Annotated in this window: 20 protein-coding genes; 3 read left to right on the top strand and 17 right to left on the bottom strand. The window is 37.2% G+C overall.

What is annotated here, in order from left to right:
• Nucleotides 1–45: 45 nt before the first annotated feature.
• The 5 genes from P364_RS38815 to P364_RS38350 all read right to left on the bottom strand — a co-directional run bounded on the left by P364_RS38815 (nucleotide 46) and on the right by P364_RS38350 (nucleotide 2712).
• Complete coding sequence (locus P364_RS38815) at nucleotides 46–543, bottom strand: metal-dependent hydrolase (RefSeq protein WP_363325759.1); 498 nt, start codon at nucleotides 541–543, stop codon at nucleotides 46–48.
• A gap of 33 nt (nucleotides 544–576) precedes the next feature.
• Nucleotides 577–1035: a thioredoxin domain-containing protein gene (locus tag P364_RS0129810; protein ID WP_024633671.1), complete on the bottom strand. Its 459-nt coding sequence runs from the start codon at nucleotides 1033–1035 to the stop codon at nucleotides 577–579.
• A 177-nt stretch (nucleotides 1036–1212) separates the two neighbouring features.
• Entirely contained in the window at nucleotides 1213–1926 is a 714-nt protein-coding gene (nusG, locus tag P364_RS0129805; RefSeq protein ID WP_024633670.1) for a transcription termination/antitermination protein NusG, read from the bottom strand.
• Between the two features lie 20 nt (nucleotides 1927–1946).
• Nucleotides 1947–2351 carry a hypothetical protein gene (locus P364_RS0129800; protein WP_024633669.1) on the bottom strand — a complete coding sequence of 135 codons (405 nt, stop codon included), beginning with the start codon at nucleotides 2349–2351 and terminating at the stop codon, nucleotides 1947–1949.
• A 133-nt stretch (nucleotides 2352–2484) separates the two neighbouring features.
• On the bottom strand, nucleotides 2485–2712 hold the full coding sequence (locus P364_RS38350) for a helix-turn-helix transcriptional regulator (RefSeq protein ID WP_217506324.1): 228 nt from the start codon (nucleotides 2710–2712) through the stop codon (nucleotides 2485–2487).
• Between the two features lie 301 nt (nucleotides 2713–3013).
• On the opposite strand from P364_RS38350, the gene P364_RS36390 reads away from it, so the two are divergent.
• Nucleotides 3014–3712, top strand: a complete 699-nt coding sequence (locus P364_RS36390; protein WP_024633667.1) for a helix-turn-helix transcriptional regulator — start codon at nucleotides 3014–3016, stop codon at nucleotides 3710–3712.
• A gap of 143 nt (nucleotides 3713–3855) precedes the next feature.
• On the opposite strand, the gene P364_RS0129785 is transcribed toward P364_RS36390, so the two are convergent.
• The 11 genes from P364_RS0129785 to P364_RS0129735 form a co-directional block, all read right to left on the bottom strand.
• Complete coding sequence (locus tag P364_RS0129785) at nucleotides 3856–4611, bottom strand: UPF0489 family protein (protein WP_024633666.1); 756 nt, start codon at nucleotides 4609–4611, stop codon at nucleotides 3856–3858.
• Between the two features lie 200 nt (nucleotides 4612–4811).
• Nucleotides 4812–5612 (bottom strand): hypothetical protein, encoded by an 801-nt coding sequence (locus P364_RS0129780; RefSeq protein WP_024633665.1) that lies wholly within the window; start codon nucleotides 5610–5612, stop codon nucleotides 4812–4814.
• Nucleotides 5613–5838: 226 nt separating this feature from the next.
• On the bottom strand, nucleotides 5839–6828 hold the full coding sequence (locus P364_RS0129775; RefSeq protein WP_024633664.1) for a site-specific integrase: 990 nt from the start codon (nucleotides 6826–6828) through the stop codon (nucleotides 5839–5841).
• Between the two features lie 54 nt (nucleotides 6829–6882).
• Nucleotides 6883–7764, bottom strand: coding sequence for a hypothetical protein (locus P364_RS0129770; RefSeq protein WP_024633663.1), 882 nt, complete (start codon nucleotides 7762–7764; stop codon nucleotides 6883–6885).
• 405 nt (nucleotides 7765–8169) lie between these two features.
• Entirely contained in the window at nucleotides 8170–8709 is a 540-nt protein-coding gene (locus tag P364_RS0129765; protein ID WP_024633662.1) for an imm11 family protein, read from the bottom strand.
• Between the two features lie 168 nt (nucleotides 8710–8877).
• Nucleotides 8878–9744, bottom strand: a complete 867-nt coding sequence (locus tag P364_RS0129760; RefSeq protein ID WP_024633661.1) for a hypothetical protein — start codon at nucleotides 9742–9744, stop codon at nucleotides 8878–8880.
• 25 nt (nucleotides 9745–9769) lie between these two features.
• On the bottom strand, nucleotides 9770–10534 hold the full coding sequence (locus P364_RS0129755; RefSeq protein WP_052016829.1) for an abortive infection family protein: 765 nt from the start codon (nucleotides 10532–10534) through the stop codon (nucleotides 9770–9772).
• Nucleotides 10535–10625: 91 nt separating this feature from the next.
• Nucleotides 10626–11669 (bottom strand): S16 family serine protease, encoded by a 1044-nt coding sequence (locus P364_RS0129750; RefSeq protein ID WP_024633659.1) that lies wholly within the window; start codon nucleotides 11667–11669, stop codon nucleotides 10626–10628.
• Between the two features lie 573 nt (nucleotides 11670–12242).
• Entirely contained in the window at nucleotides 12243–12785 is a 543-nt protein-coding gene (locus tag P364_RS38345) for a hypothetical protein (RefSeq protein ID WP_024633658.1), read from the bottom strand.
• Nucleotides 12786–13024: 239 nt separating this feature from the next.
• A complete protein-coding gene (locus P364_RS37465; RefSeq protein ID WP_152532768.1) occupies nucleotides 13025–13204 on the bottom strand; it encodes a hypothetical protein in 180 nt (59 codons plus the stop codon).
• A gap of 30 nt (nucleotides 13205–13234) precedes the next feature.
• The gene (locus P364_RS0129735) at nucleotides 13235–13450 is read right to left on the bottom strand and encodes a hypothetical protein (RefSeq protein ID WP_236642457.1); all 216 of its coding nucleotides are present in this window, start codon (nucleotides 13448–13450) and stop codon (nucleotides 13235–13237) included.
• Nucleotides 13451–13993: 543 nt separating this feature from the next.
• Here P364_RS0129735 and P364_RS37920 point away from each other — a divergent pair.
• Together P364_RS37920 and P364_RS0129720 are read left to right on the top strand one after the other, a co-directional pair.
• Nucleotides 13994–14437, top strand: a complete 444-nt coding sequence (locus P364_RS37920) for a hypothetical protein (RefSeq protein ID WP_024633656.1) — start codon at nucleotides 13994–13996, stop codon at nucleotides 14435–14437.
• A gap of 499 nt (nucleotides 14438–14936) precedes the next feature.
• Nucleotides 14937–15545 (top strand): hypothetical protein, encoded by a 609-nt coding sequence (locus tag P364_RS0129720; RefSeq protein WP_024633655.1) that lies wholly within the window; start codon nucleotides 14937–14939, stop codon nucleotides 15543–15545.
• Between the two features lie 79 nt (nucleotides 15546–15624).
• On the opposite strand, the gene P364_RS0129715 is transcribed toward P364_RS0129720, so the two are convergent.
• A complete protein-coding gene (locus tag P364_RS0129715; RefSeq protein ID WP_024633654.1) occupies nucleotides 15625–16458 on the bottom strand; it encodes a tyrosine-type recombinase/integrase in 834 nt (277 codons plus the stop codon).
• Nucleotides 16459–16468: the final 10 nt, after the last annotated feature.

The following is a 16468-nucleotide window of genomic DNA, read 5'->3' as shown; positions in this document are numbered from 1 at the left end:
TGGCTATGAAAAGAAACGTATATCATCCGAAAGCCATTCCTAAAGTTAAAATAATTTATTCTTCAATAGGTTGTTAATGACGTCACCAAAAATAAGGTTGTTAATGATCAAATACACTAGTGCTAAACGAAACAACATATCGATTACCCGATAGAGCCAAAACGGTACCTTGATTCCTATCTTCTTTCTGTATAGTGGCCATAACAAACTCACTCTCCCAGTGACCATATCACCAAGAATATGTGAAAGGATACCCCCAAATACAACATAACTTAGAGTGAAAATTGGCGTGGCATCAGTGAAAATCGATATTATCAATGCACTTATAACAAATAGACAAGAAAATAGAATCGAAAAGAATAAAGAATGTGTAACAGTCCTGTGCTTCATCGTCCAGTTTAAAGGGATTGAAATAAGAAATACACGTCTACCTATGAAGCTCTTAGGTTCGTCGATATCAGATATTAGAGCGGATCCTATACCGCCCAATACACCGAGCCATGTGGGGGAAATTAAATAACCTACTACTCCCCCCATAAGCATATGAGTCTTAGCGTACAAAAAGGTACCTCCACTCTATATTTTTTCAGGATGTATTGGTAATAAGCTAATAGGTAGATCGCCTAGTGCTCTCCACGATTCAATGCCTCGAGTGATCCGAATTAATGTAGGTGTCTCATTGATATTCAGATTCTTGAGTATAGTTTTGGCATCTGGATCAAGAACATCCACACCATATACGTTTAGTGCATCTTCACTAGACCTGTACTTTTCCAATGTTGGTTTATATGAGTTACATACATGACATTCATCCGAGTAAAAATAAACAAGATAGTCACTGTCTTGCTGCTTATCATAGACATCCGCTTTAACCACACTAATTCGTCCCTTAGATTGCTCATGAGCCTCATCAGGTGCAATGTTTTGAATCAGATCCTCATCTGGTCTGAATAACATGCCGGCACAAAAAACAATTACAATCCCTAATACCACCATAGGTAAATACAATTTCAGAAAACTTTTTTTTCTTGGCACACAATTACCTCCTAATGCTTAGCTGTGCTTCACTACTATAAACTTTTGATTATTTGATTAAAGATAGAAATAGGCTGCATTAAAATGCACTCATAAGAAAGAATTAACGAAATTATCTTCCGTGACATATACAGAACAGGAAGATACTGAGCACAAAAAAACAGGCCTTATCTGCATTTATTCGTTTAACACTTTGTTGCTAGTCCTTTTCATTGACTTCATATAATTCACAAGCGAATTCCACACATATCGCGGGCTTTTTTCATTCCGCAACTCTGTCAGCCCAGTGTCCCATTCCCTTACTTCCCGGTATAGAGAGATAGGAATTCTCATCAATGTGCGTTTGCCTTTACGCACGATATCAAAGGCTAGGCTAAACAAACTTAACTTTTCTACGTTGTTATCCGCATCAATATCAGAATTATAAATTGTTTGATAATCTTCTGTTACATTTGTTTCTTCTTCAATAGATTGTTGACAAGATTCAACAGTGTTTGGATTGTGTAATGAATCTAGTGATTGATGACTTACAGTAGGTTCTTCAGCCTTAAAAGGAACTTCAACTTCGACTTCACCCTTACATTGGTTATGTAAGTGTTCAATCTCTTCAGATGAGATTGGGGACCAATCCAACACTTTATAAACACCCGGAACTTCCTTAAAAAAGTGCCACAACTCTGCCGACAGATCCTCAAGCTTTACAAAAATGTATCCTGAAAGGACGGAATCCACATTTAGCTTACGACCTTTAGTTGTTAAATTTACAACTTTTTTAACTCCAGCAAATATCCCATGAATCAATCCATTCACCTTTTTTACCACCGCGTACTGATTTAACCGATGAGCGATCTCTAACTCAAAGCCTGTTTTAACTTGTAATGCATACCACATAGTCTTTTCCTCCCCAAGGTTTAATTCTTACTCGGATTACTATCTCGAATATGCTTCGTAAGCTTTCGCAGAGCAGTTTTGAATAATCGCTCGATTTCAGCCGGTTGCAAGCTTGGATATAACTCTTCAATCTCCTGGTAACCTTTACGATCCTCAATTACTAGTTTTACAATACACTGTTCCAATGTTGGAAGTTGGCTAAGTTGCTCATCATCGATCTTTTCTCCTACAGGGAACCCAATAGAGTTAATCGCATAATTACAATAAGAGATGATTCGGCTCATACCTCGATGACTCAAAAGTTCATAGGTTTCTTCCGGACTTAGAAAATCATCGAAGGTAATATTTTGCTTAACCCGCTTGTTTTTAAGGACTTTACTTCGATGTCCCTGGTAACTGGCTAAAAGCTCAATAGACGAATGCATTCTCAACCCACCTCTTTTTTTTACTATGCTTAATTTTCTGACCAACTTTTTTTTGCATCGTGCTATTCTTAGTCATTTTTTTGTGCTAAAATGTAATCAACGGTGTACATTTTCGTAATCCATTGAATACACTTTATTTCATATCAGCCTCAAATAGATCATCCACCATTACTTTAAAGTGGAAAGCTAGATGAATGGCTAATGTAAAATCCGGCACATGATTCTGTTTCTCAATTTTGCTGATCGTTTGTCTGGTAACGCCTACTGCATCAGCGAGGTCCTTTTGAGTCTCACCGTTCTTTTTTCGAAATGAACGGACATTGTTTCTAATTTTAAGTTTAGCGGAGTGACTTACAGTCAAAAGAACGTTCTCCTTTCCAGTTGCCAGTTGTAATAATCTATATGTAGTTAAATATCCTTTTGAAATAAGGCCTCCATTTGCAGATGGAGGAATAAGAACCTCTTCCATTGAATATATTACTTAATGATTAGTATAGGTGTCAACCAAGAATTACACAAAATATCACTAATGTAAACGAAGATTTACATTTGAATGCAGTAATTAGTAAATATGATGGCGATCATCGATCAGAGTTGTTTGGCTGCTTGATGTAAATATAATTTTTCTACTATTTTAAGACACTCGAAAGGCGGCACTTTTTATGACCACTACAAATAAAGATGTATCTATTGAACCTAATTCGGCTACTAGTTCACCATCTGCCATTTTAGGACAATACTTAAAACAGGTCAGAGAAGAAAAGAAATATTCATATAGACAAGCTATGGAAGTAACAGGAATAAGTCACTCTTACATTAAGAATGTTGAAAGTGGCGTTGACCCGCGTTCGGGAAAAGAAATCATTGTTCAAACAGACAAATTAGCTAAATTTGCAAGAGGATATAATATCCCTTATGAGACTTTGCTTCAAAAGGCAGGCATTGTAAAAACCGACACTCCAGACATTACGGAAATTGAACGAAAAGAAATCTTCCTTCAACGACTAAAACAACTGATAGAAGAGGAGTCTGTGGATCTCGTCTCTCTTGCTAAAAAAACCGAAATCCCCATGGAACAAATCACAGAAATTATGCAGGGAAGTGTATCTGCATCGATTGAAGATATCTACTCTCTTGCGGCTGCTTTACATGTGACTCCTGATTACCTAGCTGGTTATGCTGCAGATAAAAAAGGTTTCCATCCGGACACTCCTGAATTAAAGGAGCTCACATCCTTAATTAATGATGCCGGCTTACAATTGTATGGTAAGCCTCTCTCCAAGGGAGACAAGGATAAGATCATTGCAGCGGTAAAAGTCATCTTCTCAGATTCGGCTCAACGCCAAATGGATGAAAAATAAGATGGAAAAAGCGAGTTCCTAATATGGAACTCGCTTCTTTATTCTCATAATTCCCTCGCTTTACTAGTTACTACTACACCATCTCAGCTATCTCTAAGTTATCCGTCCAACCTCTGCAACAAAGTTAGACCCTAACCATTACCCTATTTCGGTTCTTCTAGGACTGCAGCAATAAAATTTAACAGTAACTTTTCTGCTTCATCCACCTCGAACTCTTCAAGTTTTAAATCATCAAAGCATTCTCTTTCACGAGCTATTGTAATTATTTCTGCATTCTCAATAATTTGCCTTAGAAATGAGGACCTCTCGGGTGAAAATGATGAGCGTTTCGGAAAATAGTCTAAATCAAAATCTAATATATAAGGTTTTTCCGGTATTTTAAAACCTGTTTGCTCTATGTAATTGTCATCTACACAGGAATTAGATTCTATCTCACCAATCTCATAGCTTAAGGAATCGTTTGTGTATAAGTGCTCTCCTTTAAACATTGCTATTGAGTCACTTTTGTTTATTACATGATATTCGTTAATAATAGCTAGCTCATGAGCTGTCGTAATATGTTCATCATACTCTAAATCTTTGACAGCGTTTAATAAGGAAGACAGGTCGTCTGTATCCACCTTCAATATTCGTTCCGAAATAATCTCATTTGCAAGTTGAAACTCATCTTTTGTCGAACTCTTCATCTTGTCCTCATATACTTTTCTAAAAGCATATTTATTAAAAGGAGCGACAGTATCAGTATGATAATCAAAACTAATAAGATTATAAGGCCGTTTGTTTTTATCTGCAGTTAAAGCCCATACTGGTAATGCAAAGTGATGCTTATCAAAAACGTAAATCATCTTCCCTAAGATATTTTCTATTCTTAAATTAGAAAAATCACCCTCGCTCAACATATGTGTTCCCCCTCACATTTATATGATTATCTGCATAATAACCTCCATAATATAACACGTTTACAAAAGTAAAAGTACCGCCGAAAACGCTCCCTATACAGTACTTCCAATATCAAGAGAAGTCGCTGTTTTCTATATTTGAACCTTACGAACTCAGCCCCCCAACTCCCGCCTTATGTTACTTCACTTGTTTGGAGGTTTTATTCAGGGGTTACCAGCAACACGGTATAAGATTGATCGTTCCTTTTAACCACATTCACTGGAAACCAAAAATTCAATGGCTGAACAACTTGAAATTGAATACGATGTTTCTGTTTTTGGTACTTTCCATCTTGAATTTTAGGTATTAGCGGACCAACAAACGGTAATGACTTTAGATTGATGTGTGAATGTATTGTAGTTTTATGAAGAAGAAAAGCGGCGGAAGTCAATGCCCAGTATATTAATGGATCTAAGTGCTGTTCATCAGTATATTTTGCAAAGCCGTCATTAATGAGGGCTAAATTAAAGCCAGCTGAAAATAACAAAGGGTTATCTGCGCCACCAAAGATATGTGCGACGGTATAACCATATAATCTATTTCTTCTCTTTGCATCTGTCAGATTAACGTTCGTATATTCTTTAAATGCGTGTTTGGCCCTTACATTATTTTCTGCAGCCCTATATTCCATACCTTCAAGCTCGACATAACGGGACCACTTTCTGCCATTAAAAGTTGGCTCTAGCCTCTTTGGAACAGTATATATCCCCATTGTCTTTGGGTATCTTATAAACTCTGGATGAATAATGGGAGTATCTTTAACATCATCTTGATGTATAAGAAAAACAAAGTTGAAAAAACTTTCTATCCTTACTAAGTCCTGAAAAGTTAATTGTTCACCTGTAATTGGATTTAAGCAAATATGATTGATCTTGACTTTGTCTGAAAGCGATGACTCCATTAACTGCAAAAGAACTTCGTTTCCATCCTGAATGACCGGATCACTTTTTAATGAAGACAACGCAATATCCTCCTTGGTTTGTTACATGTTTATATGCTCTGGCTTTCATATGTCAGCTGCAGCCAATCTGTTAGTTCAATAACAGCAAGCCTATTAGTATACACTTAGCGGTATCTACACGAGTAGGTAGCATCGGCCATTAATGCTGATCTAGGCACTGTAACCAAGCCATATACAAGAAGTCAAAATTGATATTGAATGATAATCATGGTTAAGTTCAGCTCATTCACAGTCCTAAATCATCTGCTGCATTTTGTTCAAAGGCATTCCCCAACCGAATGTATCTTCTTAAAGTTGTCATTGATTTGTGCCTGCTCTGCTTTGCAATTGCCCACTCGCTTTTACCTGCCTTAGCAGCCGTAGTTACAAAGCCAGCTCTAAGACTATGGCCAGAGTACTTCGAAATGTCATAGTTACATTTTCCGGCGTAGTTTTTCACAATCTCAGCAACTGCCCCATCGGATAGTCGATTGCTTGAAATCTTTCCGTGGCGATTAATGCTCCTAAACAATGGACCATTGTCAATTCCGGCTGCTGAAACCCAATCAATATAAGCTCGAACTGGACAAGTGTGATCGAACTGGCCATAAGGAATTGCTAAGTTCTCTGACTCACCAAGCTGATCCGTCTTTGACTTTTTCAATTCAATCATAAGACCGTCTTCAACTAGTGTAACATCTTCCAGATCAATTCCGGTCAATTCACTTCTACGAAAGGCACCCATGAAGCCTATTAAAAGTATCGCCTTGTCCCTCTTTTTTTTCACTTCATTGTCTATTCCATCTATAGCATGAACCATTTCTTGCAACATCGGGATTGTTATTGGATCTTTGCCCTTTTGCTTTGTTCCTAAGTGTCTCCTGGTACCAGCAAGAATCTGTTGAATAGAGTAAGTGAACGGAAATTCCATCTTCGCTGTTTCGTGTGCAAAACGTATAGCACTCAATTTCCTTGAAATAGTGTTGGCTTTATAATCATGAAGAACAAGATCGGATATGTAGTTACCCAAACATTCTTCACTTGCTGGCAAAGAAATATAGTCATATTCACGACACCATTTTTCAAACAATGCAAAGTCACTACGATATGCCTTGTTTGTATTCACTGACTGCGAATGTGAAATTAACTGTCTACTTTGCTTAATGAGTTCTTCTTTTTTCAATGACAAAAATACTTGTGTTTGAGATCCCTCAGGATCAATAGGGTGATTCTCCATTCTCCTCCCCCTTCTACTATCTAACTTAATTTATATAAATACTTATAGAACTATTTATTCTTTAATAGAGGGATTATCTCCATCGCTACTCTTTTTGTTTTCACCGTTAACCTCTTGTACTAATTTTAACATGGATCTAGAATGTTGTAGGTTCAATTCACTAATCTTTGCTGCAGTCTCTTCTTGAATTTTCATACGTTCTTCTAATAACTTCTCTTTATACTCCAATTCAATTTCTTTCCTCTGCTCATTCAGCTTCTTCTCGTATTCTTCTTCTCTCCTCCTTAAATCATCAACTTGTTTATCGATCAGATTCCTTTTTTCAGTAAGTTCCGTATTTAATTGGTTTATTACAACGTTTTGTTCAGTGATATTGCTTTGATAATTTTGCTCCATTGTATTTATCGTCTCTTTTAACTCCAGATACTCATCAGATATCTTCTGCAATTCATTTAATTGAATGTTTAGACGGTTATTCTCTTCTGCCATATGTCTATTAAGCTGCTCCAAAGTATCTGCTGATTTCTTAATACGTTCAGCCTCAATTCGTGCCTCATCCTTATGTTCAGCAAGAAGAGAATTATCTCGTTTTAGGACTGCTACCTCTTTTTTCAGTTCAGTTATCTCTCTATTTAACTCATTAAGCTCAATGGCATGCCGTTCGTTCTTTTCATCCAAGTCGACCTTTGTTTCCTCAACTACCTCTATTGCTTTTTGATTTATTCGGATAAAAAGACTGTAGATCACATTCATATGTTTCTCCAGGTCCTTTAAATCTTCTTCAATACGCGGATCATTCTTTCTTATATTGTGAAGCGTCTCCAACGCCATTAAGGATTCTAGCCATTCTGTTGATTCCAATCCAGTCGCCGAAATGCGCGCATTCACTTCTTCGAGCTTTTCTTCATCCATTTTGAATCCTTTTGTCTTGTTCATAATAGTCCTCCATAATATAAATTAGTTAACCAATAAACCCTTATATAATGCATAGTTAACTGGTTAACTGCTATTTTATGGTTAACTATAACATGGAATTTATCAAAAAACCAAGCCTGATAACTAACCCTCGATAAATTAACATTATCGAAGGTTAGAAAGTGTGATTTTGGGACTGAAAAAGAGGGAGGACCGCTGAGACTTAACCCATAAGTTTTCCCTTTGGCAAGCTTATGCTTCCAAAAACTTATTGCAAACTTACTTCTTCCAATTTCGACTCAAGGCAAACTTATGCTTCCAAATAATTTTAAAAATCACGAATATCCTTGTATGGGTTGAGTTTCAACCATAGACAGTAATATTGCGTCTCGAGCCCTTCATGTTCATCCCCCAAAACTATTCAAATTACATTTCTGATCTCTCAACCTTTTGCCAAGACTTTAAAAGCAACACCGGCGGAATATAATCTGGCATGATCCATTGATAAGACAAATCTTTAAGCAGCTCACCAGGCCAGAATTGTCCCTTCTGATCCAATTGCATCTTCCACGGGCCACTAACCATGGCTTCTCCCTGATCTACAAGTTCACAGGCGTCTTCATAGGAATGTTCTTCTTCCTTATTTCGTTCAATCACTTCAAGGGCTTGAGCATACAAAAGTTGCTCCTCATCTTCCATCTTCTGTTTAAACTCGGAATCGTATATGACCGAGAAATTCAAACCTTTAAACTTATGTTGCTCTACGACTTTTTTGAATAAATCTGTCACAAACACTTCCACCGTAGCAGTCTCTTTTATTTTAAACATAAAGGTGTCATTCGGTATTTTGGAGAAGTCAAACATCAATTTATTAAAGCCTGCGAAGTCCCCATCGTTATACCTTCTTACATCTGTAATGTTCCAATCCACACAGTCCAAGACATTCGTAACATTTACTATATACAACTCTAATTCATCGTGAATTAATGGTCATAATTCCGCCTCTTTTGAGATATAAGATTGGAATACCTCTTTGACATTCCCTTTTCATAGAAATACAGCGTCTATCAACGGATAGACGCTGTTTATTAATTAATAACCTGTCATAACCTCTCAGCTCCATCTGAAGATAACTTAAACAGGATTCGCGATAGGAATACTAAGGATCAATGGGTGAACGCGATCAATGAGTAGTTGGTAATTAACAAATAATGAGTTCATAGTCTCTTCGGATAATCTGATCCCAGTTGGATGGCCAGACTCGTTTCTTATTTGTCGTAAAAAGTCTAAATACTGAAAATGAAGATTAGAATTCTCTAAACCAAGAGACTCAAATAACCTTTCTTGATTGCTAACAGTTCTTTTAAAACCATCTAATCTAGCGTGTGCTTTTTTTGCTTGTACAACGTTTTCATCAAACTTTTTAGACTCAGCTTCTGAACCATGCTTTCGCAGATACTGCAGGTAGGATCTCGACAACAATAGCAGCAATTGCTCCGCCGCGCAGCCTAACATTGTTACTGCTGCTAATCGTTGTCCACTAATTGCACAAGCACAAGCCTCAAGTATATACATTTCCTCAATTGGATCCAAAGTACTATTATGAACTTTCGTCCTCAAATTTTCGTAAACTTGGTTTTTGCTGTAATATTGGATATCTCTATTTTCGTTGTTACTTGTACTCGTTAACCCTACGAGAACTCCAATTTTCAAGCCTGCATACCCATACTCATCTGTGTTTTCATATAGCTCACTACAATATCTATTTAATCTGTGATATAGATCATCTGCCTCTAAAGCTTTTTTAGAACGTACTGCAACTTTAAGATCCACATATGCGCTTCTCTGATTCCACAGTCGACCACTAAATCTGTCAGAATAATTTATAGACAGTTTAGAAGGCTCTAAATGCTTTAGTATATCTTCTTCACCTTCTGATTCAAGATATTCCTTTAAAGTACTTAAAAATAAATCACTTTCAGAATACTCAACTTGACTCATGGACAAACCTCCAAATGTAATTTATTTATTTCAACTTTCTATGGGTCCAAGTAGATATTAAAAAATTTGCCATCGTTCCAGATAAATTAACTGATAACTCAGCATGACGAACGCCAGGTTTAACAGGCTTTCCAGGCAGCGCCCGTTTAGTACTTGGAGCATGAGCATCACCATCATTATTTCTCAAACTTCCTAACCCCTGAATGATCGATGTACACCCTCGTAATATCTGCTTGAAAGTCTCTTCTGTGTGACCATCAGGTGATAGATTCAGTACAGTATGTGTTTTTTTGTAAAGTGTAGGTAGATCATCTGTTTTTTTATAATCAATGTTTTCACTGTCTAGAATGAACTTAATAGTTTGCTCTATCAAAGTAGAAGCAATTGTAATAGCTCCTTCAGGATCTTCCTCTCTTCGAGCCAATGCCTTGTCCCAGTTGTGCCGAACAAACTCATGGATGTTTTCCCCCGAGAGCCTTTCCCCGATAACTCCGTCAAGTGGACTATCCTGAACGCTCTCTAAATAATCAAAAATATTACTGAACGCATTCTTAATATGCTCTCTTCTTTCAGCATATCCTGGTATTATAGCTTTGAAATGATTAAAGATCTCCATGAGGCTTCGGCTATCTTTTATGAATGTGGGGAGTAAGTCTTTTAGTGCCTGTGATTTAATAATCTTGTTTCGCAATTGTTTATATTCTTCATCTGGCCCCGATCCACTACTTGTTGCAGCATCAGTAACAAGCTTTTTTAATCTCTCAATTTCTTGAATTCTATCCTTGATCATATTGAAATCCCCTTAAGTCAACTTTATTTATTAAAATGAACTTCCACTGTGTAAAACTGAATTTCTGATCACGCCAATTAGAACTTTCTTTTCACAACCAATATGCCTCAATATTACCGAGCTTCTGAATTGGAACGATATCAATGTCACTCTTCATCAGACTTTTCATTTCCATTGCTTCTGCATAATTCATCCCCTTAGGGACAAACATTACCGGAATTGAATTCTTTATGGCCAAATATGTTTTACCTTTTACTCCCCCGACACCTGATATATTCCCCTCTGCATCGATTGCTCCAGTAATAAGAAATTTCCCATGGTCTTTTGGTGGTTCTTCTCTTTGTTTAAGCATAACTTCATAGGCCGTAGCAGCACCACCTGAATTCCCTTCGATATTGGCTAAGTCAAATTTCATTAAGTCGCTAAATTTCCATAATTCCTTTATTGTATAGTGTACGTTAACTGTAGTACCATACAGCGCAGTTTCTAGAAAAACAGTTTTCCCATCATAAGATCTTCCTTCGATTTTATGAAGTTCCTTAGAAGCCAATATTTCCTCCACTTTTTCAAGTGTAGGAGGATAGTCATCTATGGTTACGATAGTTGAACCTAATAAATCTAACAATTCATTATCTACTTCCGAAGGGACACCCCCAATTTCAAACTCATATCCATACTGAATTGGAACGTTCGCTTCATTGCTTCCTGATATGTACGCCGGTAGAGCAACATATAATAGACTTTCTCTTATTTGTTCTGTATCAGGGAACTTCAAACTCCCAGGTGGATCAAGTTGTGGTTCATAGGGAAGACCTTCCTGTTGTTTCGGTTCTTCAAACTCCTGAAGTAACCCCCCGTATTGCACTTTAAGAAAAAGATAATCAGATAATCGGCTTACTTTTACCACATTCACGCTAGGGATATAAATAGAGTCCTCAGATGGATAACGAAATAGTTCTTGTGCTGGGTAAAGTTTTCCGGGTAGTTCATATGTTCTCAATTCTATGGGTTTTAGATACGTGTATAGCGGAAGGGCGGCCAGGGCAACAAGCATAATAGCAATAATACTTAAAGCAATAGACCTTGTACGTTTTCTAGTCGTTTTATCAATTGTTTTAACAGCTTCACTATTCATAGATCTACTCCAATTTTAGATAATTTAAACCCAGGGACACAGCTGATCGACTCCACTGCAGACGTATTATTTGCACCAACACAATTTTACGGTTTATCAAACTTCTTGATCGATCTTCATAATAAAGCTTATCTTTTCACCGTGAACCTGTGTGATTGCAGATACATTAAACCTTTCCATTAACCAACTGGAGATAGTAGCCTTGGGATCTGGACATGTAACCGAATGAAAGTGTTGTGGGATCGAAAACATTCTCGGACCGAACTATGACCTTCTGGAGAAAAATGGTCTGTGAGTAACTGACTTATACTCGTCAATGTCTCGCCGCCCTCCTCCCAAACCCTGGTCATAAAGACGGCTGATCCACAAACAGTAACTTGAGCCGATCGAAAGCATGGGTAAAGTAACCGGCTTGCCAGTGAGAGTTGTTGAATCCCCTACAGTCAAATATAAATTGTTCCCTAGCTTGACATGATCGCGCCTCGCTTCTCAAACAGTTCTTACCAATATGTACCTAGTAGTGACGGAACGTCCTTTATAACAGGTTCCTGCCCTGGCAAAACTTCAACAATCTTAGTCACCCGCTTTAAGCTCGTTAATTCGATATACCCCAAGCAACTCATACTTGATTACTAAATAAAATAGGAACTCATAGTAGCTGCGCCCCGTCTCCTTGTATTTCTTCCATTCATCGTCAATGAGACAGGTTGTCATTTTAATCTGACCACGTACAAAGTACGACTTTTGCTGATACTCTAATCCAGTTTCGTTCTTTTCAATTCTGATAAATTCATTGATTTGTTGTGTCAGCAATTCTCGAAATTGTTCTGGTTTTACACATACAGTAGGAAAGCCAGCTTCACTCATAAAAACATCTTCCTTTTCAATTACGAGAGTGAATGTATCGGGATAAATTGAGTTTAATGTTTTTAGCACACTTTCAGCTTTTTGTTCATCTCTGAATATAAGACGTTCTTCTTTCAAAAGAGTATCACTATAACTATGAGTAATCTTAGGCTTGAGCCATAATTGAGTTGTGTTTTTATGAGGAGCTACGGAACTTACCCATGAACCTCTTGTGTTATTTTTAATACTTGCGATATATTGTTTAGTCAATAATATTCAGCCCTATCTATCATAATGGTTTCTTATTTTCTACCTTCCACCTCTACAACGGTAAACGACTAGACTTGTCCGGTAACGACACAGTCAATGTACCACCTCGCCCCAACTTCCCATTTTCCATTTTTCAACTACCTCTTTCAAATTTTATGCCCACCTGATCGACATCGCTGCAATCTCCAGATCCTCAATGCGGTATTACGCGTAAACCACCTGAAGAAAGACATAGAAATTCAATAGCTGCAGTCACTTATATCAACCCCGAATTCTTTCGCTACTTCACCTATGAGCTGAATACAGTCTTCCGGATTTTCGTTTTCAGCAGCTGCTTTTTGAACTAGACGAAATGCCACAGCAAAAGAATTCCCTGGAGCCGCCAAAAACTTTTCTCTTATTTTTTCTTTATTCATCATTACACTCTCCTTTAAGTAGTTCTGAACTATTCATTTAAATGTTAACGTGGGCCGGAGCCGCTTCCAGCTCCCGGAGCATGAAGTCCAGCTGGTCGACTCCACAGCTACAGTAAAGTCCTTGAATCCTGGTGTTGTGTAAATTATAGTCTTTTGAAGAATATTGGGATCACCGGTTTCTTTGAAGTGTCCCATTAACAGTGCCACCTGATCCAGCAGTACGGATGGGTTATCTGTTAACAAGTTCATTTCCAAAAGTATGCCTCATGCTGTGACAAGCCAGAGTTTTCATCCTCGTTCGCTTCCCATACCTTTCCACGATATGTTGGACTGCACGAACAGACATCTTTGCTTTCCATTCCTTCCTCAAGCTTCTTGCATGTGCCGTTTGTAATTTGCAATATATCTTTGAATGACTGTACCTCGATCTTTAAGATGCGGATCTACTTGAAACATCCATTTTGAAAATTCACTCCAGCTCGCTTTGTAGTTTGCAATTGTCTTATGATCTAGTCCTTTCTCAACTAGGTGCTGTAAGAATGAATCAAAAAATTTGAGTCATTTGTAGTTCATTCAATTTTCAATTATAGAAGATGACGATTTTTTGCGTCTTACGTAACTATTTACTGTCGGTTCGTAAATCTATTATACCGCACTTTTGGCATCTTCTATTTAGAGAAGTCGACCAACGGTCCAATACCTCCTTTCGAACCGGAATCACCTCACGCTTTACTTTAGGTTACTTAAACTATATACTTTAGGTAACTTAAAGTAAAGGGAGAATTACAGCAGATGGAATGCATGAATTGTGGCAGTACAAATGATACCACTGATTTGTTATCCAATAATGAGAAAGTTATTTTATGTGTTGATTGCAGATTTGATCTTGCTACCGGGAAACTGAAGCTCCCACTCAAAACTATGGGCAGGCCCTCCCTGGGAATCACCAAAAAGGTTTCACTTACGATGACCAAACAGTTGTGGGAACACTTGGAAGTCAAATCCTACAATAACCGTTCTGATTACCTTCGCTCTTTGGTGAATCGGGATTTTCAGGAAATGATTAGCGATGGACAGTGGGATAATGAAGCCTGCTTGGGTTATGCGATTCTTGGGGCCAAACGGCTTGGCTATTCATCGGAACAGATCAAGCTGCTTGTTAAGGCGATTAACGGAGAATTTGATGTAATTTCAGTTGGTGAAGCTCGGAAGGAGTATGAAGAATCAGAGCACTAATTTATGACTATAACGGAATACTGAGAAAGGCCACTTCAATTTTGAAGTGGCCTTTTTTGTTGTCCGGTCACCAATGAAGTCTCACCTCGATATTTGACTTGTGAAAACCACTGCGAACTCCATTACTCTGTATTCCTTTTTATATCGATATCTTCGTCGCTTAAAACGGTGAAAAAACACACCCTGAAAAAATCAATTAGTTAAACCTGAAAGGTTTCCAATATTGATTTTTTCGGAGTGTATTTCATGTAAATACAGTTTCTCATGTATTATTTTATTGATTTCAGAGGTTTACGTATTCCCAGCCGTTTAGAAGTCTTTTGAGTCTTTTGTACAAATTTCAGTGCCGTTTCTTTGAGATCTGATTTTTTATCCATCAATGTACTTCTCCTTAAATTGTATTACTAAATCTATTTCCACTTTCGTTTGAAAATATACATAAAACCGACCTCAGCATAATAGATATATTTACAAACAGTTGTTAGGAGGAACACTAGTAATGAGATCTTTAAGCCAGATTAATCTATTGTCGAAAGGGTTAAATGAATTAGCCGATGAAAAGCGCGGCATCCATTCCTATCTACTTGGCAAGTTCGAAAAATACTCACGCTGCTACTTGGATATCAGACTTCCTCACTATGAAATCCTACGAGCTAAATCTTTTTTAGATGACGTCATGGAACTAACAGATCATTCAATCATGATCACTATCGAAGACTTGGTAGGTACTCTATATGATCAGTTTTTAAATCAGGTTCGTCATGCAGCTAAAATTTCCACACTAGGTACAAAAGTACTTAAGAAAAAGGAAGAATTAGAGGAAAACTCAAATAAGACAGTCACTTCATTTGAACAAATAAACCCAAACCACTGGGCATTAGTCGAAAAGAAAGTTCCAGCTAAAGTAAAGACAAAAATAATACGTATTGAAATGCATCGGAAGTATGTAGAGCGTGGAGAGATATTCCTTTACGATATGAGTAAAATTATACCAGAGTTCCAATTGACGTTAGAGGAATTGATCACTATATTACTCCTAGATTTTGTACATGAAGTAGAGAAAGGGAATAGTAAAAAAATCATGGACCAGATTATTAAGTCTACTTAAAAAATGGAATAATGATATTTAATAATCATATCGTAAATGAGATATTCCCCTCTACCACATCAGCTCACTAAAGCATTAATCATTCATTTACATCAATCGGCTTCCAGTTAATAATACCCAAAAGCGCCGATACATCATCACTGGAAAATCCCTCTTTATACTTATTAATTGCAAATGTATTTCTCAGAATTCTCGGGTAAACTTGAAAACCAATCTCTTTGCTTATCTTAGAGAAAATGAATTGGATTACCCTTTGTGACACCGGTTCGCTATTGTGATTAGTAAATAAGTATGGGGGGGCATCAACTTTATTCTTTTTCATTCCTATATATTTAACAATGAAATGGGCATCTTCGTTATAAATGGCCACATCTCTTCGCTTCTCACCTATTATTGAAATAATGAGACGATCTCTATCTTGTACAATGTCCTCTAACTTCAGATACTGCAGCTCACGGCCTGTCAGTCCACCTGATAAGCAAAGCGTCAATAGAGCCCGGTCACGATATGCTTTGTATACTTTGGTTATAGGGACATCCACAAGCCAGTTTCGTAAGTTAGTTTGCTCTAAAGGTGTAAGGACAATAGTTTCTGAAATGTTTTTCTTTAACCTCTTTATTTTACTAGCCGGATCCGTCCCAGCTAAGTACCCTTGACTCCATAGAAAATCAAAATATGAATGAAGTATCGAGATCTTTTTATCAATAGTACCTTCGCTTTTATCAATTCTTTCTGTTTCTAAATAACTCACAATAGCAGGCCGAGAAATTTGCATATATTCTGTTGTTGGATAATTTTTATTGAACCATGCCATAAAGCTATGAATTTCATCAGAATATGATCTTATGGTTAGCTGCTTTTTCTTATTTGATTGAAGGTATTCTACATACTCTTGTTCTTTATAAAATGACACAACCTCACCT

The organism is Paenibacillus sp. MAEPY2 (genome assembly GCF_000499205.1).
GTDB classification, from domain to species: Bacteria; Bacillota; Bacilli; order Paenibacillales; family Paenibacillaceae; genus Paenibacillus; species Paenibacillus vandeheii.
Note: the sequence above shows the minus strand (reverse complement) of the source record. Positions and strands in the feature narration are given on the sequence as shown.